This is a genomic window from uncultured Clostridium sp., assembly GCF_963527835.1.
GTDB lineage: Bacteria > Bacillota > Clostridia > Clostridiales > Clostridiaceae > Clostridium.
Genome location: NZ_CAURTC010000003.1, coordinates 184277 through 208828, shown reverse-complemented (window position 1 = coordinate 208828; position 24552 = coordinate 184277). Strand labels below are relative to the sequence as shown.

Annotated in this window: 27 protein-coding genes; 1 reads left to right on the top strand and 26 read right to left on the bottom strand. The window is 29.4% G+C overall.

Features of this window, described 5'->3' with window-relative positions; genetic code table 11:
• Nucleotides 1-100: 100 nt before the first annotated feature.
• Complete coding sequence (locus RYM86_RS03380) at nucleotides 101-1741, top strand: putative manganese-dependent inorganic diphosphatase (RefSeq protein WP_315077776.1); 1641 nt, start codon at nucleotides 101-103, stop codon at nucleotides 1739-1741.
• A 386-nt stretch (nucleotides 1742-2127) separates the two neighbouring features.
• Here the strand turns inward: RYM86_RS03380 and RYM86_RS03375 are convergent, their stop codons facing one another.
• The 26 genes from RYM86_RS03375 to fliG all read right to left on the bottom strand — a co-directional run bounded on the left by RYM86_RS03375 (nucleotide 2128) and on the right by fliG (nucleotide 24549).
• The gene (locus RYM86_RS03375) at nucleotides 2128-2898 is read right to left on the bottom strand and encodes a flagellar basal-body rod protein FlgG (RefSeq protein WP_315077775.1); all 771 of its coding nucleotides are present in this window, start codon (nucleotides 2896-2898) and stop codon (nucleotides 2128-2130) included.
• A gap of 13 nt (nucleotides 2899-2911) precedes the next feature.
• On the bottom strand, nucleotides 2912-3685 hold the full coding sequence (locus RYM86_RS03370; RefSeq protein WP_315077774.1) for a flagellar basal-body rod protein FlgG: 774 nt from the start codon (nucleotides 3683-3685) through the stop codon (nucleotides 2912-2914).
• Complete coding sequence (locus RYM86_RS03365) at nucleotides 3686-3808, bottom strand: hypothetical protein (protein ID WP_315077773.1); 123 nt, start codon at nucleotides 3806-3808, stop codon at nucleotides 3686-3688.
• A 77-nt stretch (nucleotides 3809-3885) separates the two neighbouring features.
• Nucleotides 3886-4524: a hypothetical protein gene (locus RYM86_RS03360; protein ID WP_315077772.1), complete on the bottom strand. Its 639-nt coding sequence runs from the start codon at nucleotides 4522-4524 to the stop codon at nucleotides 3886-3888.
• 12 nt (nucleotides 4525-4536) lie between these two features.
• Nucleotides 4537-5265 carry a FliA/WhiG family RNA polymerase sigma factor gene (locus RYM86_RS03355; RefSeq protein ID WP_315077771.1) on the bottom strand — a complete coding sequence of 243 codons (729 nt, stop codon included), beginning with the start codon at nucleotides 5263-5265 and terminating at the stop codon, nucleotides 4537-4539.
• A 100-nt stretch (nucleotides 5266-5365) separates the two neighbouring features.
• Nucleotides 5366-6001 (bottom strand): PilZ domain-containing protein, encoded by a 636-nt coding sequence (locus RYM86_RS03350; RefSeq protein WP_315077769.1) that lies wholly within the window; start codon nucleotides 5999-6001, stop codon nucleotides 5366-5368.
• A gap of 10 nt (nucleotides 6002-6011) precedes the next feature.
• A complete protein-coding gene (locus RYM86_RS03345) occupies nucleotides 6012-6872 on the bottom strand; it encodes a MinD/ParA family protein (protein ID WP_315077767.1) in 861 nt (286 codons plus the stop codon).
• On the bottom strand, nucleotides 6866-8077 hold the full coding sequence (flhF, locus tag RYM86_RS03340) for a flagellar biosynthesis protein FlhF (RefSeq protein ID WP_315077765.1): 1212 nt from the start codon (nucleotides 8075-8077) through the stop codon (nucleotides 6866-6868). The genes RYM86_RS03345 and flhF overlap by 7 nt, the downstream gene beginning before the upstream one ends.
• Nucleotides 8077-10116 (bottom strand): flagellar biosynthesis protein FlhA, encoded by a 2040-nt coding sequence (gene flhA, locus RYM86_RS03335; protein WP_399547170.1) that lies wholly within the window; start codon nucleotides 10114-10116, stop codon nucleotides 8077-8079. The genes flhF and flhA overlap by 1 nt, the downstream gene beginning before the upstream one ends.
• 56 nt (nucleotides 10117-10172) lie before the next feature.
• Complete coding sequence (locus RYM86_RS03330; RefSeq protein WP_315077761.1) at nucleotides 10173-12014, bottom strand: fused FliR family export protein/FlhB family type III secretion system protein; 1842 nt, start codon at nucleotides 12012-12014, stop codon at nucleotides 10173-10175.
• 17 nt (nucleotides 12015-12031) lie between these two features.
• A complete protein-coding gene (locus RYM86_RS03325; RefSeq protein WP_003373041.1) occupies nucleotides 12032-12301 on the bottom strand; it encodes a flagellar biosynthetic protein FliQ in 270 nt (89 codons plus the stop codon).
• Nucleotides 12302-12312: 11 nt separating this feature from the next.
• Entirely contained in the window at nucleotides 12313-13092 is a 780-nt protein-coding gene (gene fliP, locus RYM86_RS03320; RefSeq protein ID WP_315077759.1) for a flagellar type III secretion system pore protein FliP, read from the bottom strand.
• On the bottom strand, nucleotides 13079-13480 hold the full coding sequence (locus tag RYM86_RS03315; RefSeq protein ID WP_315077758.1) for a flagellar biosynthetic protein FliO: 402 nt from the start codon (nucleotides 13478-13480) through the stop codon (nucleotides 13079-13081). The genes fliP and RYM86_RS03315 overlap by 14 nt, the downstream gene beginning before the upstream one ends.
• Before the next feature lie 14 nt (nucleotides 13481-13494).
• Entirely contained in the window at nucleotides 13495-13974 is a 480-nt protein-coding gene (gene fliL, locus RYM86_RS03310) for a flagellar basal body-associated FliL family protein (protein WP_315077756.1), read from the bottom strand.
• Nucleotides 13975-13979: 5 nt separating this feature from the next.
• The gene (locus RYM86_RS03305; protein ID WP_315077755.1) at nucleotides 13980-14723 is read right to left on the bottom strand and encodes a flagellar motor protein MotB; all 744 of its coding nucleotides are present in this window, start codon (nucleotides 14721-14723) and stop codon (nucleotides 13980-13982) included.
• Between the two features lie 2 nt (nucleotides 14724-14725).
• On the bottom strand, nucleotides 14726-15541 hold the full coding sequence (locus tag RYM86_RS03300) for a motility protein A (RefSeq protein WP_315077753.1): 816 nt from the start codon (nucleotides 15539-15541) through the stop codon (nucleotides 14726-14728).
• A 15-nt stretch (nucleotides 15542-15556) separates the two neighbouring features.
• Entirely contained in the window at nucleotides 15557-15748 is a 192-nt protein-coding gene (locus RYM86_RS03295; protein WP_315077752.1) for a flagellar FlbD family protein, read from the bottom strand.
• Between the two features lie 95 nt (nucleotides 15749-15843).
• Nucleotides 15844-16929, bottom strand: a complete 1086-nt coding sequence (locus RYM86_RS03290) for a flagellar hook-basal body complex protein (protein WP_315077750.1) — start codon at nucleotides 16927-16929, stop codon at nucleotides 15844-15846.
• A 173-nt stretch (nucleotides 16930-17102) separates the two neighbouring features.
• A complete protein-coding gene (locus RYM86_RS03285) occupies nucleotides 17103-18191 on the bottom strand; it encodes a flagellar hook-basal body complex protein (RefSeq protein WP_315077794.1) in 1089 nt (362 codons plus the stop codon).
• Between the two features lie 79 nt (nucleotides 18192-18270).
• Nucleotides 18271-18660 carry a TIGR02530 family flagellar biosynthesis protein gene (locus tag RYM86_RS03280; RefSeq protein WP_315077749.1) on the bottom strand — a complete coding sequence of 130 codons (390 nt, stop codon included), beginning with the start codon at nucleotides 18658-18660 and terminating at the stop codon, nucleotides 18271-18273.
• Nucleotides 18661-18663: 3 nt separating this feature from the next.
• Entirely contained in the window at nucleotides 18664-19641 is a 978-nt protein-coding gene (locus RYM86_RS03275; protein WP_315077748.1) for a flagellar hook capping FlgD N-terminal domain-containing protein, read from the bottom strand.
• Nucleotides 19642-19652: 11 nt separating this feature from the next.
• A complete protein-coding gene (locus RYM86_RS03270) occupies nucleotides 19653-20957 on the bottom strand; it encodes a flagellar hook-length control protein FliK (protein ID WP_315077747.1) in 1305 nt (434 codons plus the stop codon).
• Between the two features lie 6 nt (nucleotides 20958-20963).
• Entirely contained in the window at nucleotides 20964-21407 is a 444-nt protein-coding gene (gene fliJ, locus RYM86_RS03265) for a flagellar export protein FliJ (RefSeq protein WP_315077745.1), read from the bottom strand.
• Between the two features lie 34 nt (nucleotides 21408-21441).
• Nucleotides 21442-22749 carry a flagellar protein export ATPase FliI gene (gene fliI / locus RYM86_RS03260; RefSeq protein ID WP_315077744.1) on the bottom strand — a complete coding sequence of 436 codons (1308 nt, stop codon included), beginning with the start codon at nucleotides 22747-22749 and terminating at the stop codon, nucleotides 21442-21444.
• Nucleotides 22750-22760: 11 nt separating this feature from the next.
• Nucleotides 22761-23549 (bottom strand): FliH/SctL family protein, encoded by a 789-nt coding sequence (locus tag RYM86_RS03255; protein ID WP_315077743.1) that lies wholly within the window; start codon nucleotides 23547-23549, stop codon nucleotides 22761-22763.
• Complete coding sequence (gene fliG, locus RYM86_RS03250) at nucleotides 23533-24549, bottom strand: flagellar motor switch protein FliG (protein WP_012424342.1); 1017 nt, start codon at nucleotides 24547-24549, stop codon at nucleotides 23533-23535. Before fliG ends, RYM86_RS03255 begins: the two co-directional genes overlap by 17 nt.
• Between the last annotated feature and the right edge of the window lie 3 nt (nucleotides 24550-24552).

Sequence of the window (24552 nt, the reverse complement as noted above, 5' to 3'; positions counted from 1 at the left end):
CCTTTACAAAAGTTATGATGATTTTTTAATAAACTTTACATTATTGAAATTTACAAGTAAAATATATACTGTGATTTTATACAAATAAGGAGGAGCTATTTTGAAGAATATAGTTTATGTAACTGGACATAAAAATCCTGATTCAGATTCAATCTGTGCTGCTTATGGATATGCAGCTTTGAAAAATAAAATTAGTAATCTTGAAGCTATACCTGTAAGACTAGGTAATGTAAATCAAGAAACTCAATTCATACTAGATTATTTTGGTGTTGAAGCACCTAAGTATTTAGAAACAGTAAAGCTTAAAGTAGAAGATTTAAAAATAGATAATCTTGATCCAATTCCACCAACATTCCCTTTAAGAGGTGCTTGGAACATAATGAGAGATAATCATCTTAAAGCTTTACCAATAGCTGATAAAAATGGTAGCTTAATTGGAGTTATTTCTATTTCTAATTTAACATCAGCCTATATGGATATTTGGGATAATAACATCCTCGCAAAGAGTAATACATCTATAGAAAATATAATAGAAACTCTTGATGCCAAAGCAATATACATAGATGAAAATATTAAAACATTTCCTGGGAAAATAACTGTAACTGCAATGCAACCTAATAGTTTAAGAGAGATGATAAATCAAGGTGATATTGCAATAGTTGGAGATAGGCATGATGTTCAAGAAGAACTATTAAATATAGGAACTTCTTTAATAATTATAACTGGATCAAACACTTTGCCATCTGAATTAATCTTTAAAGCTAGAGAAAATGGAGTTACTGTTATAAGTACACCTCATGATTCATTCACAACATCAAGATTAATAGTTCAAAGTATACCAGTTGAATATGTAATGGCTAAAGAAAACTTAATATCATTCTCTACTGATGATTTAGTAGATGACATTAAAGGTGTTATGGCAGAAACTAAATACCATTGCTACCCTGTAACTAATATGGAAGGTAAAGTACTTGGTACAATTTCAAGATACCATCTTATTTCTGATCATAAGAAAAAAGTTATTCAAGTTGACCATAATGAAAAAGGCCAATCAGTTAATGGCTTAGATGATGCTGAAATAATAGAAATAATAGATCACCATAGAGTTGCTGATATTCAAACAAGTAATCCTATATACTTTAGAAATGAACCAATTGGTAGTACTTCAAGCATAGTTGCTAAATGTTATTTTGAAAGTGATATTGAGCCTTCTAGGGAAGTTGCTGGACTTTTATGTGGAGCTATAATTTCAGATACTCTATTATTTAGAAGCCCAACTTGTACTGAACAAGATAAAATTATTTGTCTTAGATTAGCTGAAATAGCTGGAGTACACATTGATGAATTCGCTAAAGAAATGTTTAAAGCAGGTACTTCTTTAAAAGGAAAATCTGTTGCTGAAATATTTAATCAAGATTTTAAACCTTTCAGTATAGCTAATTATAAAATAGGAGTTGCTCAAGTTAATACAATGGACATCGATGGATTTATGCCATTAAAAGATGAAATGTTAAATTATATGAGCAAACAAGCTGAAGAAAACAACTTTGATGTAGTTATGTTACTTTTAACTGATATATTAAATGAAGGTTCTCAAATTTTAGTTGCTGGACCAAAACCAGAAATTGTTGAAAAAGCATTCAAGGTAGAATTATACAATTGTATGACATTCCTACCTGGGGTATTATCAAGAAAGAAACAAGTAGTACCACCTTTAACAACAACATTATTAGCAAAATAATTATTAAATAAAAAAATAGTATCTCAAATTTTTGAGATACTATTTTTTATTATATATTTTTTCGTCTATATATTTTTAAACACCAATATTATAGTATAATGGCGCAGTGACATTGGAATTTGCTTTTTAGAACTCTTAATAAAGACCTGTTGAATTAATTGCTTGTCACAATGTTTCATTGGGAGCATGCATTAATTAGACTAGTATTTATTTTTAGTGTTCTTAAGTGAGAGTCGAAAAGTGAATGTCCAAATTTTACATTTGGTAACATGAACTTTCACACAGTGAATTTTACATTTCGCTCCTCGAACTTACTCAGCGAAGTCGAGTTTCCTTTTTACATTCGGTCCACGAGCTTTATACTATAATATTGCTAGTTCTAAAAATTATTTTCTCATTCCGTTTATCATTCCCCATACTTCATCAGCAATTGTTATACCTTTAGAACTTAATTGGAATGCTCTTTGAGTACTTATTATATCTGTGAATATCTCAGAGGTATCTACATTAGAACCTTCTAACATTCCTTGCTCAATATTATAATCATTACTTAAGGCTATTTGAGCATCATCAGATGCTACAAAATAGTTATTTCCAATAGCAATAAATGCCTTATCACCCACTGCGGTAAACACTGGTATTTGTCCTACTTTTACATATTCACCATCAACTTTTGTTGATACTCCACCTTCACTATCTATTGAAATATCTTCACTAGATAATTTAGGATTTCCTTCTGACATACCATCTTCATATTGTATGTATATTTTATTACCTCTAGCATCAACTAATACACCATCTCTATCAATCTTTAAGTTACCATCTCTAGTATATGCTATAGTCCCATCATTTTGAGCAGATGCAAAATATCCTTTTCCATCTATAGCTACATCAGTTTTAACACCAGTAGTTAAAAGATTACCTTGAGTATCTTTTCTATAATCCATACCTAATTTAACACCAGTACCATTAATGGCATCTTTATTCACAAGAGGAGTTCCTTTTCTATCTAATGACTCAGTTAAAAGATCACTAAATTGAACATCTGTTGATTTATATCCAGTTGTTGATGTATTAACTAAATCATTTGAAAGATAATCTAACTTTTCTTGATATGCATTCATACCACTTTGAGCATTTGCAAATATATTAAACATAATTTAATCCTCCCTATCTTACAGATCCAATTTCATTTGCAGCTTTTTGAACAGTTTCATCTTGCATGCTAACAAATTTTTGGTTAGTTTCAAATTGACGTTTTATTTCCATAAGTTTTACTAGTTCTTCAGTTGGATTAACATTTGAAGTTTCAAGTACACCTTGTTTTATATTTACCACTGCATTATATACTGGATTATTACCTTTATAATAATTATCTCCAACCTTTTCTAGTGGTGCATACTCTGCAAAATCTGCTGTCAATAATGTATGTGTTGATTCTCCTGTAGCACTTTGAAGATTATTATTTCCATCTAAAGAAAATTCATCTTTTCCTACATATATAGGTTCTTCTGCACCGTTTGCATTATTTCTTCCTAGTGCATAGTCTCCATTACCTGTTATTAAATACCCTTGTTGATCTATTTTAAAATCACCACTTCTTGTAAATAAACGTTCATTTCCTCTTTGTACTGTAAAAAATCCTCTACCATCAATACCAAAATCAGTATAGCTATCTGTAGCTTTAAAAGCACCTTGCGTATATATAGTGCTTACATCATTAACTTTTACGCCTAAATTCAAGTTACCAAGTTTATTTGGAACGTGTCTATCTCCAACTTTATTTTGTCTGTTAGTTATCAAAACATCTTCAAAACTTTGTTTTGTTAAAGTATTTTTTTTATAACCATTATTATTAACATTGACAATATTATTAGTAACAGTTTGTTGTTCATTTTCTAATGTTATAAGTCCTGATACAGCAGTATAAAAACCTCTTATCACTTATTTATCAGCTCCCTCTTTAATAATAGCTTTACATTCATCGTTATAGTGCATGCCTAAACCTCTAGCTTTTTCTTCTATTTTACTGTCAGAAAGATTTGAACTACTCTTATATCCAAACATAAGGGTTACTCCTATAACTAATCCTATACCAATACCAAATAATATTTTACTATCATTTAAGAAAAATATTATGTCTTTTAGCTTTTGAATAAGTTTCTTACTAATAATACTTCCCCCTTACTTATAGACAAAGCTTTACAAATCTCTTCGTCAGTTAAATCTTGCTTTATTAAATCAGTTATCCTCTGTTGCTTGCTAAATTTATTTGAAACTTCATTATTTTTATCAGTAGATTGATTTAAAAATTCAGAATCATCAATAATGTCATCAAACACTTCCCGATTTTTAAAATTTATTTCTGAAATAACTCCGCTACCTACTTCCTTATGCTCACTTTGTTCTTTAGCAATCTCTTCTTGAACATTAACTTTTTCTGAGTTAGTATTATCTCTAATATTACTTTCTTTTTTAGTCATAACCTCTTCTTCAGCATTAAATTCTAATTTTTCAATATTTCTATCTAATATATTATCGTACTCTTTTTCAATATCATTAACCATATTCATGTTGATTTTTATAGTTTTAATTTCTTGTTGAAGTTCTGTAAGGCTTTCACCTATATCTCTTCTTAAAATTCCAAGTTCTAATTTATAATCATTTAAATTTTCTTTTTCTTCATTCAAAGTAAATTCAAATGATGTTAATCCCTTATTAATTTTATTATAATTATGTACAATTAAAATAATTCCAATTGCAATCAATATTAATGGTATCATCGAATCGCCTCTTTAATCAATGTAATGTAATTTTTTCATAGCTTCTCTTAAGTTACTAATAGATCTTGCATGTAATTGACATACTCTCGATTCAGATACTGACAATATAGATCCTATTTCCTTAAGAGTTAATTTTTCATAATAATATAAATTAAGTATTAATTGCTCTTTTTCTTTTAATAATTTAATTGCATCCGATAATACTTCTAACTTTTCTTTTTCTTCTAATTCGCCCTCGGGACTAGGGCTATTCTTATCTTCTATTATTCCTAGAAGATTAACTTCCTCATCATCTGAAAAAATTATATTTTCTAAAGATACCATAGATATATGATTGATATAATTTTCTATTTGAGAAACTTCTTCCAAAGATAATTCTAAATATTGTGTTATTTCTAAAATGTTAGGTTCTCTCAATAATTTATTTTGTAAAGCTTCAATAGCACTATTATATCTATTTAGTTTGTCCATGGCACCTTTAGTTATAGGTCTATTCTTACGTATTTGATCTATTATAGCTCCTTTTATTCTAATAGAAGCATATGATGAAAATTTCATTCCCTTTTCAGGATTAAATTTACTAATAGCATCCATAAGTCCTATTATCCCATAACTAACTAAATCCTCATACTCCATATATTTATTTTTACCAATCATAATCCTAGAAGCTATATATTTAACTAAAGGGATATATTCTTTTACTATTTGTTCTTTTACATCGTTATCTTGTAAATTACACATTCCTCTCAATCCCTCCTCTTTTAACTCTTTACACTCTTACTATTCTTAACTTTTTTATAATATAGGAGAAAATTTTATCTTTTGTTAAATAGAGTAATGATTATAATCGTTCTCTTTGTTTTCTCATTATATTAAAAATTTCACGTATAACTTTATCTCTTTGATTTTCACTAATTTCAATAAATTTAACTCCATAAATATATTCATTAAATTCTGTTATTTCTAAACGCATAATTTGTGCTTTCAAATAATTTAATTTATCATTTAATGCAAATTCTAATAATAACTTATCATATTTCTCTAATTTTTCTTTAGTTTTAAATCTCATTCCGCCACCGCTTAAATCTATCATTAATGCATCTTTAAAACTACTCACTTCTTCATCTTCTGATTTCGTTATTTTTTTAAATTTAACAATATTCATGAAATCCACTCTTACAAAATCTCGTCTTTGTATTTCTCTTACATCATAAGGCTCACTTAATTTATAATAAATTATATTGTTTTCTTTTCCACGTTCTATAACATCACAATGAAAATTAAAGCATTTTCCACCTTTTGCATAAGAATTCAATTCTATCTTACTCTCTATTTTTAAAGCTAAATACTCCCCATCATATACTGGAATATTTATCTTAATACTATCATCCTCAATATCTTGTACTAAGCTTTTAAAAGCTTTATCTTCTACTAAAATCTCTACTCTATCATTAACTTTTAATATAAATTTTGACATTCCTAGCCTCCTATGAAAATATTCTAAATAATTTTTTAAATAATTCTCTAGGTCCACTTGAAGTCTTCACATCTTGTCCTAAAATCTTTAATGCAATATTATCTACGGATTGCGATGCTTCACATGTAGGATATGATATTACAAAAGGCTTTTGCATTTTAACACTTTGAACAACTTTTTTGTCATCTATAACATAGCCTAAATATTCCAAATTCAATTTTAAAAATTTATTTGCTGCTCTTTGAAGTTTGTTATATACATCTAATCCTTCTGACGAGTTAATGGCTCTATTAACTACAACCATTGCATGATTCTTTATTCTAAAATGATCAGCTGCTTTTATTAAACTATATGCATCAGTAAGTGATGTAGGTTCAGGTGTTGTTATTATTATTAAATCTTCTGATACAGCCATGAAAGATAAAATACTTTTATTAATTCCAGCACCAGTATCCATAAGTATATAATCAAATTCATTAAGAGATTCTAATTTTTTTAAAAATAAATTTCTTTCATTTTCTTGTAATTCATCTACTTTGTTTAATCCAGATCCAGCTGGTAATAAACTTACTCCATTAGGTCCTAGTACAATTATATCCTCTATCTTTTTCTCAGTAAATATAATATCAAATATATTATACTTAGGATAAATGCCCATTAGAACATCATCATTTCCCATACCTAAATCAGCATCAAAGATCAAAACTTTTTTTCCTTTATTTTGTAAAGAAATTCCTAAGTTAACAACAAAATTACTTTTTCCTACTCCACCTTTACCAGATGTAACTGTAATCATCTTAGCATTTGATTTACTATTAGTATTTTCACTTTTATCAACAAGTTTTCTTAAAGCTTCAGCTTGATCTAGCATAAAGTTTCCTCCCCTAACATAAATCTAGCCATTTCTTCTCTGGTTGGTACTATTATATCATTAGGTACATTTTGTCCTGTTGTTATATACTTAACAGGTTTATTTGATCTCTTCATTATATTATATAATGATCCATATACAGTTGTTTCATCTAATTTAGTAATTATCACATTATCATAAGATAAATCAGAATAACCATTTAATATACTTACTATATCTCTATTTTTAGTTGTCGCGCTAATTACCATGCTCACATAATCTGGATTAGCTTTTTCAACAAATGCTCTTAACTCTGAAATCTGCATCGTATTTTTACTACTTCTACCTGTAGTATCAATAAGAATAACATCACAGTCATTCATTGAATTTATTGCTTCTTCCATTTCTTTTATAGTAATTACAACTTTAAAAGGTATATTCATTATTTCAGCATAAGTTTTTAACTGTTCTATTGCGCCTATTCTATATGTATCAACAGTTATTAATCCAACCTTTTTCTTGTCTACAAGTGATAATTTTCCTGCTAGCTTTGCTATAGTAGTTGTTTTTCCAACACCAGTTGGTCCAACTAAAGCTATTTTCCCGGAAATATTTTTACTACACTCTGCAAATACATCTTCAAAGACATTTCTAAGAAGTTCATATTTATCTATATTTTCATCATCAACATTATTTATTTTACTAAGTATTTCTTCATGAAATTCCTCATCTACATCTATCTCAATAAGCTTCTCTTCAATTTTATCAAATTTTTTAATTTCATCTTTTGATGTATTTTCTATAACTCTGTTCAAAAGTTCCTTCATTTCACTTACTTCTTTATACATAGAATCTTTAACTAATTCTGGATGTTTATATGAATTTGCTTTTTCTTTCACTTTTAAGTTAGTAATTAAATTTAAAGCAGGTCTTGTTGTATTTTCATCTTTTTCTATTATTGTATTTTTATCAGAAGTTTCTAATAATCTCTTTATATTACTTAATGAATCTTCTATTTTATCGTCTTTTTTATTATTATTTTTGTTTAAATCAACTGCATTTTCTACTGCTGCTGTAACTTCTATTAACTTCCCTGAAAAAAATCCTTTAATTCCAGACTTTCTTACTTTTCTTTGGCTTATTATAATAGCATCTTTACCTAGTTCATATCTAATCCTAGTTAATGCTTCATTCATATTACTTACAAGATATCTTTTTATAATCATTAAATACTAACAACTCCTCCACTATTAATTTCTATATCATTTGGTACTTCATTTAATGAAATTACCATAACATGTGGAAATACCATTTCTATTAATTTTTTAAATACTGCTCTTATATTAGGAGATACTAATATAACTGGTTGATTATTATTAAAGTAAGTTGTTTCAAGTATATTTTTTATACCTCCAAGTAATCTAGTTGTTGTATCTGGATCTACAGTTGGAAAAGATCCCTGCATTGTCTTTTGAATACTTGATCCTATTATTTCTTCTACATTAGGATCTAGTGTTACAACTGTAACTGCCCTATCTTCATTTATTAACTGATTACAAATTGTTCTTGATAAAGAAAATCTGACATATTCTGTAAGTACTTCAATATCTCGTGTATTTCTTGAATTATCAGCCAAAGATTCCATTATAGTAACCATATCTTTTATAGGAACTTTTTCTTTTAAAAGACTTTGTAATACTTTTTGAAGTTCACCTATAGTCATTAAATCTGGAATAAGTTCTTCTACAACAGCACTATATTTATCTCTTAAATTATCAACAATAAGTTTAACCTCTTGTCTACCAAGTAACTCATAAGAATGAGATTTTATAGTTTCTGTTAAATGTGTTACCATAACTGTGGTTGGATCTACTACTGTAAATCCTTTTATTTCAGCTTCTTCTCTCTGATCTTTATTAATCCATACAGCTGGCAATTTAAATGTTGGTTCTAAAGTCTTTATACCTGGTATTTCTAAACCATCACCTGTAGGATCCATACAAAGTAACATACTTGGCATTAATTCAGATGAAGCTACTGTTGTTCCTCTTATTTTTATAACATATTCATTGGTTTTTAATTGAAGATTATCTCTAATTCTTATTGGTTGTACTACAATCCCCATCTCAATTGCACATTGTCTTCTAACAGATGCAATTCTTTGAAGTAAGTCACCGCCTGAACTTTCATCTGCAAGTGGAATTAATCCATAACCAATTTCAACTTCCATTGGTTCTACTGAAATTAAATTCATTACATTTTCTGGTTCCTTACGTTCTGCTTCAATAATTTCTTCTTCTTCTGAAACAAATTCTTGCTCTAATTGCTTGGTCTCTTCCTTGTAAAGCATATAAGAAAGTACTGCCATTGAAGCCGCTGCAATTAAAAATGGAACTTTAGGCATATTAGGAACTAATGCTAAAAAGAACATAGCAGCACTTGCAATAGATGTTGCTATAGGGAATCCTGTTAATTGCCTTGATAAAGATTTACCAAAGTTTTCAGCATTTCCTGAACGTGTAACTAAAATACCTGATGCTGTTGATATTAATAGCGCTGGCACCTGACTTACAAGTCCATCTCCTACAGTAAGTTGAACATACTTAAGTGCGGCATCTCCAACACTTAAATCCTTTTGCATAACTCCAATTATTATACCTGCAATTATATTTATTACAGTTATTATTATCCCTGCAATAGCATCACCTTTTACGAACTTAGATGCACCATCCATAGATCCATAAAAATCTGCTTCTGATTGCAAATCTTGTCTTCTTTGTTTAGCCATTGTTTCATCTATAAGTCCTGAATTTAGGTCAGCATCTATACTCATTTGTTTTCCTGGCATAGCATCAAGTGTGAATCTTGCTGATACCTCAGAAACTCTACCAGCACCGGCTGTAATAACCATGAATTGTATTATAATTATAATTAAGAATATAATTATACCAACTACATAGTTTCCCCCGATAACAAAATCTCCAAATGCTTGAATTATCTTTCCTGCATCACCTTCGCTTAATATAAGTCTAGTTGACGATATATTAAGACCTAATCTAAATAATGTAGTAATTAATAGCAATGTTGGAAATACTGATAGTTGTAATACATTTGTAGTAAACATTGTTATGATTATAATGACAACAGATAACGTTATGTTAAATGCTAAAAGTACATCTAATAATGTTTTTGGCAATGGTATTATCATCATAAGTACTATACATATAACTCCAGCTGCTACAAGTACATCTAAGTTGTTTTTCATATCGAGTCTTTTATTTCCAAGTCCCAACCTTATCCCACCCTTTATTTAATATAAAACTAAGATTTCTTCTTTAACTTCAATACTATTGCTAGTACTTCTGCTACCCCCTGATATAAATCTTGAGGTATATCTTGATCTATTTCTACCCTATCATACATTAACCTTGCTAATGGCTTGTTCTCAACAATAGGAACATCATTATCTTTAGCAATTGTTTTTAATCTAAGTGCAACATTGTCTGCACCCTTAGCAACAACTTTAGGTGCTTCCATGTTTCCACCTTCTTCATATTTTAATGCAATAGCTAAGTGAGTAGGATTTGTAATTACAACTGTAGCATCTGAAACAGATTGCATCATTCTTCTCATTCCCATTTCTCTTTGCTTTTGCTTTATTTTCGCTTTTAATTGAGGATCTCCCTCTGCTTGCTTATATTCATCCTTAATTTCTTGTTTAGTCATTTTCAATTCTTTATTATGAAGTCTAAATTGTACAAAATAATCAGTTGCACCAATAATAACTAATGCTAATGTTATCTGCTTAAATATTCCTATTACTAAATTTTTTATTTCATTCCCTAAAGAAGGTAAATATAAATTCGAAATATTTATTATATCAACATAATTATCCTTAACATACTTATAAGCTAATATAGATATTATTGTTACTACTACCACATTTTTAATTAAACCAACTAAACTTCTTTTAGAAAACATATTTTTTAAACCCTTCAACGGGTTTAATTTACCTAATGATGGTTTTAACGGTTCTCCTGTTATCATAAAACCTGTTTGAATTATACTTGATGCTACTCCTGCTATCATTATTGCTAATGCAAATGGTAAAAATACAGTAGCTACTTTTAAAAGGCTAAAAGTAACAAAATTAGTAGCTGTTAATTCATTAAAATCTTTTAAACTTGGGAATGTTAAAAAATAAGTTAAAACACCTTTAAAGGTATTTACTAAACTTCCCCATAACATAGAAATCGCCAGTGTACATGCAGCCATAGTAATGGCAACACTTACATCTTTACTTCGAGCCACTTGTCCTTTTTTCTTTGAATCCGATTTTTTCTTTGGAGTTGCTTCTTCTGTTTTTTCATCTGCAAATATCAGTGCTATAGGAATTGCAGGAATTGCTTTGAAAATATGTTCAAAAACATCTGATAAATTATAAACTGCATTACTAACTATTTTAAATATAAGTGGTAGTAAAATTACAAATGTAATAAGTCCTAATAAATTTTTAATTGGTAAACCAAATATCATTATTGGAATTGTCGGTACAGTTCTTGATATCAATCCTAAACATAAATCAGTTATAACAATTATCAGCACTATTGGTACTGCTATTTTCACTCCTAATACAAAGTATTCAGTAATAGTAGATATTACAGCCATCATAGTTTCTTGATAAACTAATGTTTGACCAATAGGTACTATTCTAAAACTTTCAATTAATAATTTTATTACTATGTGATGACCATCCACAATAAAGAAAATAACTGTGGCTATCATATAAGAAAGATTTCCAAGTAAAGTAGTTTGAGAGTGTGAAGTTGGATCTAATACTGACACCATAGAAAATCCCGCATGAATATCCATCCAGCTTCCCGCAAATTTTACTACTTCAAAAATCATATTAGTTATGAAACCTAACACTAATCCGGTCATAACTTCATTTAATCCATAAATAATTAAATAATATACATTATTTATTTCATTCACAGTTGAATAATCTACCCCAGCTAATACTGCAATAGATATTATTAAACTTAATGTTCCTTTTAATATATGTGGTGTTCCTGTTTGAAAAAATGCATTAACAGTAACAAAATAAGATGTTAATCTTAAAAATATAAAAAATAATGCAAGAAAGTAGGCCGTTTCAATCACAATGCACTACCTCCCCTTTACGCTGTAACTTTTGTAATTAATTCAAATATTCTTGTTGTAAAAGACATTAAGGTTTGAAGCATCCAGCTTCCTAAAAATATTCCAATAATAGCTCCAGCAATTAATTTAGGAACAAAAGTTAAAGTTTGTTCTTGAATTTGAGTTGTTGCTTGTATAATACTTATAAGCAATCCAACAATTAATACTACAAGTAGTATTGGAGCTGCTAGTTTTGCCGCAACTATTATAGTATCTTTAACAACACCATTTAATAAAGCTTGACTCATAAATTTTCACCTCACGAAAAGCTCATAATTAACGATTTTACGAGTAAGTACCATCCATCTACCATTACAAATAATAATAATTTAAATGGCAATGATACCATAGCCGGGGGTAACATCATCATACCCATGGACATCAGTACACTTGCTACAACCATATCAATTACTATAAATGGTAAATATATTAAAAATCCTATTTGAAATGCTGTCTTTAACTCACTTATTGCAAATGCAGGAATTAAAGTTGTAAATGGAATGTTTTCTCTAGTTAATTCCTCTTTATTTACATTGTTAATCTCTACAAATAACTCTAAGTCTTTTTCCCTAGTTTGTTTCAGCATAAAATCTTTTATTGGTTTTGAACCTATTTCAATAGCTTCTTCCTGCGTTATACTCTGCTCAATATACGGCTTAAAAGCCTTTGTATTAACTTCATTATATACTGGTGACATAATAAATATAGTAAGAAACAATGCCAATCCTGTTAGAATTTGATTAGGTATCGCTTGTTGTACACCCATAGCACTTTTAATAAATGAAAATACAATTACTATTCTTGTAAAAGATGTTAACATTATAACTATAGATGGTAGTACTGCAAGAATCGTGAAAAATATTAGTATTTTTATGTTATTAACATAATCATTTGGACTACTTTCACCATCTCCAATAGCTACATTTACTTGTGGCAAATCTATGCCTTCAGGAACTGCATATGCTTTGATTCCACAAAATGTTATAATAGCAAAAGCTAAAATCAACACAAACATAACTTTATTTTTATTTTTCTTCATATTTATCTTCCTTTGATGTATAATTCTTAAATACATTTAAAACTTTTTTCTTCATATTTTCATATTTCTTTATATATGACTCATTTATAAGATACATATTATTTATTTTATCTTCTTCAATCTTATTAATTTCTTCTTCAGATAAATCTTCTAGTTTTTCCATACCTGTTTGTGTATTTGTAAGTAAATATCCTTTATTACCTACTTTGATTACTACTATAGAATTTTCCTTCGTTATTTGAGTTCTATCTATAACTTTTACATACTTATTGTCATTAACTTCTTTTACCTTGCTCCCTAATATCTTAAATGTTAAAAACATAAGTGAAAAGACAACTAATAAAGACATTATTAAATTTAGAATCATCTTAAAAAAACTAAATTCCATATTTTTTCTTCTTTCTATTGAGTTATTATGCTATCAAATCTAACATCGACTATTTTACTCTTTGTTAATTGCTTATTTATTTTATCCATAAGTTGATCTTTTATTTCTTTTTCATTATTAGTATCATTAATATAATCAATCTTTAAAGACTTTAGATAAAATATTATTGAATCTCTTACTACAACTTTTTTTTCTTCTAGTTCAGTTGCAGCATCTTTATCTGTCTTATCATACCCTATTGATATTTGACCTTTAAAATATCTTTTTCCGCCTTCATCTGCTAAGTTTGCAGTGATTTCTCCCATATCTACATAAGTTATATCAAGAGATCGTTCCTTAACAACTGTAGTAGCATTTTTTTGCATGAATATATAAGTTCCAGCAAATACGCCTCCACCAACAAGCAGTAAAGCTACCACAAATATTATAACAGTTTTCATATTGCCTGATTTGCCCTTTGATTCTTTATCCTTACCCTTATCTTTATCAGCCATTATTATCACTCCTCATTATCTTTTTCATTAATTATTAATATATTAACCCTTCTATTTTTAGCTTTATTTTCTTCTGAATTATTATAAACTATTGGTCTGTACTCTCCATAACCTGCTGCACTAAATTTCATTGGATCATTGCTTTTTGCCTCAACAAAATATTTAACTACATTTACAGCTCTTTGAGTTGATAATTCCCAGTTACTTGCATATCTATAATTGCTTATAGGTACATTATCAGTATGACCTTCTACTATAACTGAATTTGGTAATGCCGAAATCAATGTATCAACTTTATCTAAAACTTCTTTACTTCCAGGAATTAAATCTGCTTGACCTGATTCAAATAAAACACTGTCTTTTAATTCTAGAATAACTCCACGTTGGTCTTGAATAATATCCATAGCTCCAGATAAATTAGTTTTTTCAACATAATCTTTTACATCTTGATACATACTTTCTTTTCCTAAAGATTCTGCATCAATTACACCTTCAGTATCTGATTCTCCTCCAATTATAGGGACCTTTCCATCATATTGGTTATACTGAAGAAATGTGTCACCTGACTGGCCTGTCATAACTGATACAAAAGCCTGAGATATTGATTGTACTTTTTGTGCATCAACACTTGACATGGAATAAAGTAAAATAAAAAAGGTTAAAAGTAATGTAACACAATCCGAATAAGTTGCTAGCCACTCATCTCCTCTTAAGCCACCACCATCATCCGACTTTTTTTTCCTAGCCATTTCTATGCAACCCCTTCATTGTTTTCTGAATTATTTTGAGTATAAACTATTCTTTCTTGTGGTGATAAATAAGATATTAATTTATCCTCAACAATTCTAGGATTTACTCCTGATTGAATTGAAAGTATACCTTCAAGCATCATTTCTTTTATAGCAACTTCTTTTTGACTTTTATTATTTAAATTTTGTGCTATTGGTGATGCAAAAATATTAGCTATAAGTGAACCATAATATGTTGTTATAAGAGCTTTACCCATTCCTGATGCTATTGTACTAGAATCAGTTAAATTTGCAAGCATTTGTATTAATCCTATAAGTGTACCTAACATACCAAATCCTGGTGCAAATGCTCCCCAAGCTGAAAAAATTCCTGCTCCTGATTTATGTCTTACTTCCATTTCTGATATATCTAGTTCTAATATTTCTTTTATAGATTCCGGTTCTATTCCATCAACAACCATTTGTAAGCCTTTTTTTAAAAATTTATCTTCTAATTGAGATATTGTATCTTCTAAAGATAATAACCCGTCTCTTCTAGCTTTTCTTGAAAGTTCTGTAAACTGACTTATTGTTTCCATTGTAGACGACTTTGGTTCTTTAAATGATTGGAGAAATAATATTCCTGCTTTTCTTATTTCATCTAGTGGATATACAATCATTACTGCTGCAATAGATCCCCCACATGTTATAGCTATTGAAGGTACATCCCAAAAAAGCTTTAAGTTACTTGCACCTGAACCTCCACTTGCCATTCCATAAATCATTAATCCTAAACCCATTATTAATCCAGCAGCAGTCATTATATCAGTTTTCTTCATTACTAAATGCCTCCTCTATCTTCCCTGCATAAACATTTCTCTTTTATATTTTAGAATTTTAAATTTAATTTCATCTACACTTTCGATAACTATGTACTTTTTTCCATTACTTAGTGTAATTAAAGTTTCTGGAACTTCTTCTATTTTTTCAATATGGTCATCATTTAATATAAATGATTTATTATTCATTCCTGTTAATTCAATCATTGACTTCCTCCCATAAAGCATAAATTTTATACTCTCATATTATTTATTTAAATGATTAGAGAGAAAACACTTTACTCCCTAATCATTAAATTATCTTATCTCATTAATCCTGTAATTGTTTGAAGGATTTCATCAGCTGTTGAAATCATTTTTGATGAAGCTTGGAAAGCTCTTGTTGCTGTTATCATATCTGTAAATTGTTCTGTTAAATCTACATTTGATGCTTCAAGCGCTCCTTGAATAAAATCTCCAAAGCCTTTACTGTTGTCTAATAAACTATCATCAGCGCCAATTCCACCAGTTGGTGTTTTTATTATTACTTCTCCTGAGTTAGGTGATGATTGTAGAAGATTTCCACCAACACTTGTTAAGCCTTCTGGATTTTTAAAACTAGCCATAGCTACTTGTCCAAGTGCAGCTCTACTACCATCACCAAGAACTGCTGTAATTACTCCATCTTTACCTATGCTAAAACTTTTAACAGGTTGTGTTATATCTTTACCATCATCAGTTTTTCCAGTTACAACTTTGTCAGGTATAACCAATGGTTGTAATTTAACATTTCCATCTTCAGCTCCTATAGCTTTTGGTTTTCCATCAGCATCTACAAAGTTTGCTATGGGATTTCCATCTGCATCTACACCAACACTATTTATCACATTACCATCAGCATCAGTTCCTGTAAGATAATATCCCATAACCCTGTAACCATCTGCTGTTATTAAATTTCCTTGATGATCTAAAGTTAAATTACCATCTCTAGTATATAATATATCCATATTCCCACCTGGTCCTAAACCTAGATTTCCATCTATAGGGTTACCACCTTCTGTTCCATCAGCTCCACCATATGAAGTATTACCACTTCCAACTATTAAGTATCCATCACCATCTATACATACATCTAAGCTTCTTCCTGTTGATAGTGCATTGCCTTGTCCCATAACTTTATTTATACTTGCAAGTTGTGCTCCAAGACCTACTTGCTTAGCATTTGTACCACCTTTTGTTGAAGTTGGCGCTGTTGCTGAAGACATATTTTGATAAAGCATATCTGTAAATCTTGCACTTGATGATTTAAATCCTGTTGTACTTACATTGGCTATATTATTACCTATAACGTCTAATTTAACTTGGTTAGCTTTCATCCCACTTATTCCTGAGTACATCGATCTTAACATATTTAATTTTCCTCCATTTATTCTAAAATTTTATCTTTTGTTATCAATAATCATTAAAGTTTTATGTTTTATTTATAAACTGTTAATAATCAATTCATCTCTTCAAATTATATAGCATATAAAGCTACTATTCAGCCGGAGTGTAAATTCTGAATATAAGTTTTATCCTAATTTTATCTCATTAAGCCAGTTATTGTTTGAAGTATTTCATCACCTGTAGTAATCATTTTTGATGAGGCTTGGAAAGCTCTTGTTGCTGTTATCATATCTGTAAATTGTTCTGTTAAATCTACATTTGATGATTCTAAAGCACCTTGTACAAATTCTCCAAAGCCTTTGCTATTATCACTAAAGTCAGTTGCTAACTTTCCTACTGGAGTCTTTATTATTTCTGGTCCTGAGTTAGGAGATGTTTGTAATAGGTTTCCCCCTATTGATGTTAGTCCTTCTGGATTTTTAAAGGTAGCCATAGCTATTTGACCAAGAGCAGTTCTACTACCATCTCCAAGTACAGCAGTGATTACTCCATCTTTTCCTATAGAAAAACTTCTAACTGGTACTTCAACAAATACATCAGTTGGTTTTCCATCTGCATCTCTTTTGGGTGCTAAAACTTTATCTGGTATCTTTAAAGTATTCAATTGTGCCCCTTCACCAACAGCGTGTAAATTTTTAGAATCTGCATCCACATAATTAGTTACTGGATCATCGCCATCCTTTTCTCCCCAAGCCACACTTGGTTTACCATCATCTCCATCTTTAAGCAAATATCCCATAACCCTATATCCATCTGCTGTTAAAAGATTTCCTTCATGGTCAAGAGTAAAATTACCATCTCGTGTATAAAGAATTTCATTTTCTCCACCACCAGTTAATTTTCCTGACGTACTTATTCCTATAGTATTTTTTGTATCTGTTTTGTCACCTGCATAAACCTCTGGGCCCTTACTTACCATGATATATCCATCACCATCAACACATACATCTAGACTTCTTCCTGTTGATAATGCATTACCTTGTCCCATAACTTTATTTATACTTGAAAGTTGTGATCCAAGTCCTACTTGTTTAGCATTTGTACCACCTTTTGTTGAAGTTGGTGCTGTTGCCTCTCCAGCATTTTGATAAAGCATATCAGAAAATCTTGCACTTGATGATTTAAATCCTGTTGTACTTACATTGGCTATATTATTACCTATAACATCTAACTTAACTTGATTAGTTTTCATTCCACTTATTCCAGAATACATTGATCTTAACATATTTAATGCCTCCAAATCATAATTTGTTAACTTGTCTCTTTCATTCAACAAGTTTAGGCTTCCTTAATTTAGGTCCAGCCTATAAAATTACCACACTATCTATATTGGTAAATATATTATCTTTTGCTCTCTCTTTCTCAACAGCTGTTATTAATGTTCTATTTTCTATACTTGCAATTAACGCAGTATCTTTGTACAAAATAACAGAGTTTTTTGAGTTTTTATCTTTTGCGATTTGGAATCCTTTTTCAATTTCTTGCATATCTTTATCTGTAAAGTTAATTTCATCTAGTCTTTCTGCTGCATGTTTCGATACAATAAAACCTTCATTCTTATTGATAACATTATTTAATACATCTTTAAAACTGTTCTTTTCTTCTGTTTGTATTATTGATTTTGGATTGGTATTTTTAATAGGTTCAAAAGCACCAACTGGATACACTTGACCATTAATTATTCTATAACTCAATTATTATCCTAATATTTTATGCAATTTTTTAAGTTCATTTTCATAATTTTCTTTGTATCCTGCCTTATCTTTATTATCTACCATTCCTAAAACTTCACTTACTTTTTCTTCTTTTATTCGACTTTGTGAATCCAACTTATCTGTATTTTCTACTTTTGAATTGTCTTCTGGTTCATCTGGTTCATCCGGTTCACCTGGTTCTTCTGGCTCTTCTGGTTCTTCTGGTTTAACATCCATATCTTCTTCTGTTAAATCCCCTGCTTTTATTATGTTTGAATACTCATGATCTTCTATAATTGGTTTCCCATCTTCATCCAGTTTATCAGTCTCAACTCTTATTTTAACAACACCCATATCTATAAAAGCACTTTTTACAGTTCCTTTTGTTATAATGTTTTTGCCATCTTTATCATAAGTAGAAATAACTACTTTTTGGTCCTTTAAGGATGAAGCTGCTAAAAAGTCTGAATTAATTAACATATTACCATTTTGTTCTGGTATATCTAATATAGTTTGTATATTTTTTACATCAAATACTTTATATATGTTTTTACCATTTTCATAGACTTCTACAGAAACATAGGTACCATAATTATCTTTAGATACACCTCTTACAACCCCTGTATAATACTCACCATCAGCATTTACAACATTCATCGTTACACCTTTTCCAACTAACTGTTGATGTGCAAATGTACTCATCGTATCATTTAAGTTGTACATTTGTTCCATAGCTGCAAATTGTGCCATTTGAGTAACATATGCAGTTGAATCTTGATCAGACGTTGGGTCTAAATTAGCTAACTGAGCTGATAAAAGCTTTAAAAATGAATTTTTATCAAATTCTTGACCTGATTTAGATATTGGTGTTCCTCTATCAGTTGTCATTTTTCCTTGAGTAGAATTAGTCTTACTATTTGCTGCATTCTTAGCATCAGTTTTCCCAAGAGCTGCATTTACATCACTCATAGAATAAGTCATAACTTCACCTCCTAAGCAAAAAAGTCTAAATTACTATTTAAATCTTCTGTAACATCATCTTCTAATTCAATTGAATCAATTTCAGATGCTTCTCTATTATTACTATTTTGTTTTTGATTTTCTTTTGCTAATCCTCTTCCAAAACCTTCATCCTTAAAGAATGTGGTATCTTCTTGATATAACTCTACATTTACATCAGCAACTTTTATATTTTGTTCACCTATGGCTTTCTTCATTTCAACTAAATTTTGAGAAAGAAGTTCAAATGTTTCTTTGGAATTTGCTTTTATGTTTGCTTTCATGATTCCATTTTCTTGAATCAAACTAATAGTAACTTGACCTAAATCTTTTGGATTTATTTTTACTGTTAGTTCCTTCATAGAGTTTGTAATCATAAGCTTAACATTTTTAATTAAATCATCGCCCATAGTTGCTTTATTAATTGTTACTGATTCAGTTGGAACAGCTACATTATTTGAATTAATCTCATTTCTCGAAGAAAGTAAATTGATTTTATTTAATACGCTATCATCTTTATTATTGTTTAAAAGCTTATTTAAAAAATCATCTTCATCTGAAGTGCTTGTAGGTACTTTTTCTTCTTCAATATTTTGATTATTCATTTGAGAATTGGCATTTTGCTCAAAATTTTTAAATGCAGTATTAAAGTTAGAAGTTTTATTTTCCTTATTTTCTAATGAACTTGATATTTGACTCATTAAATCTTTAACTTTATTTGACACATCTGTATCTTCATCAAGTTTATTTCCTAACTTGCTCAATAACTTATTTAATAAATCTTTATTATCAGAATTTAATAAATTAGTTAATGGACTTTCTGACGCAGTCAATAAATTTTCAAGAAGTTTAGGCAAAGCACTATTTTCTTTACCTAAGTTGTTAATTATTGAATTCAATATATCAGAATTTAAATCTTTCATGTCAATATTTTCATCTTTAACAGAAGATAACATATTAAAAATTGAATTTAACATTTCAATAATTTCATCCTTTGATGCATTATCGATTTTCTCTTCTATTTCATTAATTTTATCTTCTACATTAACATCTTTGTCATTAACATTTTCATTTACAACTTCAACTTTATCTTTTATATTTTTACTATCATCTTTTTTACTTTCTACTTTTGTACTTGATTTTTCATTTAGTACATCTTTAAAGCTTGTATCATCTTTACTTTTTGTAGTGTAATTTTTATCATTACTAGACGATGCACTATTAACTCTAGATGATGTCTTTTTAGGTTCTGCATTTAATGATGTTAAGTTTAAATTAGAACTTATATTCATTTTCATTTATTCTCACCTCCCTTCATTGATGTTTCTCATATATGAATAAAGGGCTATTTCATCAAGGTTAACTTGTTCAACCCTTTCTTCCTCTTTAATGTGCTCTAAAAGTTTTTTTTCTTTTAATATTTCAACGGTTTTCCTATCAACCTGTTTAGATACCAAATCAGTTCTAGCTTCATTCACTTTTTTATCCTTCAAAACTAAATCTTTTTCAGTTTCTTTAATTCCAGTTTCAAGTCCTTGAAGATAATACCTCTTTAATTTTTGATATACTACATCTTCACCTGGAACAATTCCATTATATTTATCATAATTAAACTTTAATTGATTTAATTTTTTCTCAGTATTTTGCTTTTGTCTTTGTGTTTCAGTAAAAATTCTTTTGCTCTCTTCTTCTTTATCTTGTCTTATTTCAAGAAGCTTATCTAAACTAAACTTAAATTTTTCTGCCACTTACCATACCTCCACCACTAATGTGTGATATTTACTATTCAAACATTGACACTAAATAACTTATACTCTCATCAAAATTTGATTTTTCATTAACAGTCTGACGCAGAAACTCTTCTATTTTATCATGATAAGAAATTGCTAAATCTATTTTTTTATTACTACCTTTTACATATGCTCCTATATTAATTAAATCCTCAGACTCTTTATATGTTGCTAAAAGATCTCTTGCGATAGAAGCTGCTTGTATATGCTGTGGTGGAGCTATTGAATTCATAAGTCTACTTACACTATTTAATATATCAATAGCAGGGTAATGATTTTTATGAGCAAGAGATCTTGATAATACAATATGGCCATCCAAAATACCTCTAACCGCATCTGCTATTGGTTCATTAAAATCATCTCCATCAACTAAAACTGTATAAAAAGCAGTGATTGATCCATCTTCTGATGTTCCAGACCTTTCCATAAGCTTAGGTAACTTAGCAAATACCGATGGTGTATATCCTTTTGTTGCAGGAGGCTCTCCTATTGCAAGACCTACTTCTCTTTGAGCCATTGCAAATCTTGTAACAGAATCCATCATTAAAATTACTTTTTTACCTTTATCTCTAAAATATTCTGCTATTGCAGTAGCCGTAAGAGCACCTTTTAATCTTATTAATGCTGGTTTATCAGAAGTAGCACAAACTACAACTGATTTTTTCATACCTTCTGGTCCTAGATCTTTCTCTATAAATTCCAGAACCTCTCTACCTCTTTCTCCAATTAAAGCAATAACATTAACATCTGCCTTTGCTTCTCTTGCTATCATTCCAAGAGTAGTACTCTTACCAACTCCACTACCTGCAAAAATACCTATTCTTTGACCATCGCCACAAGTTAAGAATCCATCTATAGCTCTAATACCTGTTGGCATTATTTCTTTAATTCTTTTTCTTTTCAAAGGATCTGGTGGATTATTTTCTAGTGGGTAGTCTTCTCCTTCAACAAGTTCTTCACCCCTTAATGGCTTTCCTAGTCCATCAATAATTTCACCTAACAATTTATCAGAACATTTTACACTTAGGGGCTTACGCATTGGAACTACTCTACATCCTGGAGAAATTCCTATTAATTCATCTAAAGGCATTAAAACAACAAAACCATCTTTGAATCCAACGACTTCACAATTAACAGGAGTATTTTTTTCATTATATATAATACACAATTCTCCAACGAATGCCTTTATGCCTTTTACTTCAACTGTAAGACCAATTACTTTATTAACCACACCTTCAGTATATATTGAACTAGTATTGTTAGCCTTCTTGATTAAGTTATTAAAATCAATATCTATCATGTTTAATACTCCTAATCTTGTCCTAATATTTCTTTTTTTATTGCTTCCATACCGATATCAAATCCAACAATTACTTTACCATTAGGCTTTTCTATAGTAGCATTTCCAATCTCTATAAAATCATCATTCAATATAAAAATTTCATCTTTTATTGAATAAGATACCTTCCATCTATTAACTTGAGCTTTAAGTTCTTCAACATGAAGAGAATTGCATTTTATTATTAAATTTTCTTCACCCTTAGATAATGAAATGGCTTCTTCAACTAATGAATTCATTGAATCTTCATGACTTAATTCTTTTCTCAAGATATTTTTAGCAATCTCTAAAGATAATTTTATAATATCAGATTTCTTATCTTCTAAATATTCAGCATAATTTTCATTAGCAGATCTTAGAACTCCTTCTGCTTTATCAATAATTTCTTGAGATTTTGCTTTAGCTAAGTCTATATTTTCATCATAAGCTTTTTTGTATCCATCGTCATAACCATTTTGAAGCCCCTCTTCATATCCTTTTTCATAAGCTTCTTTTTCTAAGTTTTGAGCTTGCATAGTTCCTCTTAATATAATTCCTTGCTTTTCATTGTTAGCATCTTGTATTATTCTTTTTCCTATTTCTTCATACTTTGCAATTAAACCATCAACTTCTTCTTTTGAATAAACTTCTTGTTGAATTTCTTTTTCAAAATTTTCTTCAATCTCTAACTTCTTTTTTTTAGATATATATTCAGTAGAAATTTTCTTTTTTTCTGCATCCAAAGCACAGTTCTTTTTTATAATACTATACGATGATTGCATCTTCTCCACCTCTTGAAATTATTATTTCATTTGATTCATCTAATCTTCTAATTACAGAAACAATCTTTTGTTGTGCCTTTTCAACATCCATAAGTCTTACAGGTCCTAGGAATTCCATATCTTCCTTTAAAGAAGCTGCTGCTCTCTTAGATTGATTTCTATAAATTGCATTGGCAACCTCTTCCGAACAGCCCTTAAGTGCAAGTGATAAATCACTAACTTCAACCTCTCTAAGAATTCTTTGAATAGATACATCATCAAGGGTAATAATATCTTCGAATACGAACATAGAACTCTTGATCTTATCTGCAAGTTCTGCATCTTCTCTTTCAAGGCCTTCTGTAATATTCTTTTCAGTTGTTCTATCAACTTGATTTAAAATATCAACTAATGTTTGAACTCCACCTAAACTTGTCATCTCTGTCTTTACTACAGAAGATAACTTATTCTCAAGTACGGCTTCTATCTCTTTTATAACCATTGGAGATGTAGTACTCATAGTTGCAATTCTGAATGCAACCTCTGATTGAGTTTCTTCCGGAAGGTCTGCCATAACTTGAGCTGCTTTATCAGCTTGTAAATAACATAAAATTAAAGCTATAGTTTGAGGATGTTCATAAGTTATTGCATTTAAAAGCTGATGTGCATCAGCTTTTCTAGCAATAGCAAATGGTCTATATTGTGATGTAGCTTCAGAAACTTTTTCTAAAATTTCATTTGCTCTTTGTGCTCCTAAAGCTTTTGATAATAAAACTTTAGCATAATCCATTCCACCCTCGATTATATAATCTCTTGCTTTATTTATTTCTAAAAATTCATCTAAAATTTCTTCTCTTTGTTCTGATGTGACAGAAGTTATATTAGCAATTTCATATGATATTTTTTGTATCTCTTGCTCCGGTAATTTTTTTAATATTCCTGATGAAGCTTCCGGTCCAAGTGTTATAAAAAGTATTGCTGCTTTTTGAACTCCTGTTAATTTTTTAGGTTCTTTACCCACAGG

What these genes read in the sequence shown, in the direction of transcription:
- RYM86_RS03285 (WP_315077794.1), bottom strand. Translation starts at nt 18,191, where the DNA reads ATGTTAAGATCAATGTATTCTGGAATAAGTGGAATGAAAACTAATCAA.
- RYM86_RS03345 (WP_315077767.1), bottom strand. Translation starts at nt 6,872, where the DNA reads ATGCTAGATCAAGCTGAAGCTTTAAGAAAACTTGTTGATAAAAGTGAA.
- fliI (WP_315077744.1), bottom strand. Translation starts at nt 22,749, where the DNA reads ATGATAGATATTGATTTTAATAACTTAATCAAGAAGGCTAACAATACT.
- RYM86_RS03295 (WP_315077752.1), bottom strand. Translation starts at nt 15,748, where the DNA reads ATGATTGAATTAACAGGAATGAATAATAAATCATTTATATTAAATGAT.
- RYM86_RS03305 (WP_315077755.1), bottom strand. Translation starts at nt 14,723, where the DNA reads ATGGCTAGGAAAAAAAAGTCGGATGATGGTGGTGGCTTAAGAGGAGAT.
- fliP (WP_315077759.1), bottom strand. Translation starts at nt 13,092, where the DNA reads ATGAAGAAAAATAAAAATAAAGTTATGTTTGTGTTGATTTTAGCTTTT.
- RYM86_RS03355 (WP_315077771.1), bottom strand. Translation starts at nt 5,265, where the DNA reads ATGTGTAATTTACAAGATAACGATGTAAAAGAACAAATAGTAAAAGAA.
- RYM86_RS03375 (WP_315077775.1), bottom strand. Translation starts at nt 2,898, where the DNA reads ATGTTTAATATATTTGCAAATGCTCAAAGTGGTATGAATGCATATCAA.
- RYM86_RS03270 (WP_315077747.1), bottom strand. Translation starts at nt 20,957, where the DNA reads ATGAAAATGAATATAAGTTCTAATTTAAACTTAACATCATTAAATGCA.
- RYM86_RS03360 (WP_315077772.1), bottom strand. Translation starts at nt 4,524, where the DNA reads ATGATACCATTAATATTGATTGCAATTGGAATTATTTTAATTGTACAT.
- RYM86_RS03365 (WP_315077773.1), bottom strand. Translation starts at nt 3,808, where the DNA reads ATGTTTGGATATAAGAGTAGTTCAAATCTTTCTGACAGTAAAATAGAA.
- RYM86_RS03315 (WP_315077758.1), bottom strand. Translation starts at nt 13,480, where the DNA reads ATGGAATTTAGTTTTTTTAAGATGATTCTAAATTTAATAATGTCTTTA.
- RYM86_RS03275 (WP_315077748.1), bottom strand. Translation starts at nt 19,641, where the DNA reads ATGACTTATTCTATGAGTGATGTAAATGCAGCTCTTGGGAAAACTGAT.
- RYM86_RS03255 (WP_315077743.1), bottom strand. Translation starts at nt 23,549, where the DNA reads ATGCAATCATCGTATAGTATTATAAAAAAGAACTGTGCTTTGGATGCA.
- RYM86_RS03350 (WP_315077769.1), bottom strand. Translation starts at nt 6,001, where the DNA reads ATGTCAAAATTTATATTAAAAGTTAATGATAGAGTAGAGATTTTAGTA.
- RYM86_RS03325 (WP_003373041.1), bottom strand. Translation starts at nt 12,301, where the DNA reads ATGAGTCAAGCTTTATTAAATGGTGTTGTTAAAGATACTATAATAGTT.
- RYM86_RS03300 (WP_315077753.1), bottom strand. Translation starts at nt 15,541, where the DNA reads ATGAAGAAAACTGATATAATGACTGCTGCTGGATTAATAATGGGTTTA.
- fliL (WP_315077756.1), bottom strand. Translation starts at nt 13,974, where the DNA reads ATGGCTGATAAAGATAAGGGTAAGGATAAAGAATCAAAGGGCAAATCA.
- flhF (WP_315077765.1), bottom strand. Translation starts at nt 8,077, where the DNA reads ATGATTATAAAAAGATATCTTGTAAGTAATATGAATGAAGCATTAACT.
- RYM86_RS03290 (WP_315077750.1), bottom strand. Translation starts at nt 16,929, where the DNA reads ATGTTAAGATCGATGTACTCAGGAATAAGTGGGATGAAAGCTAACCAA.
- flhA (WP_399547170.1), bottom strand. Translation starts at nt 10,116, where the DNA reads ATGAAAAACAACTTAGATGTACTTGTAGCAGCTGGAGTTATATGTATA.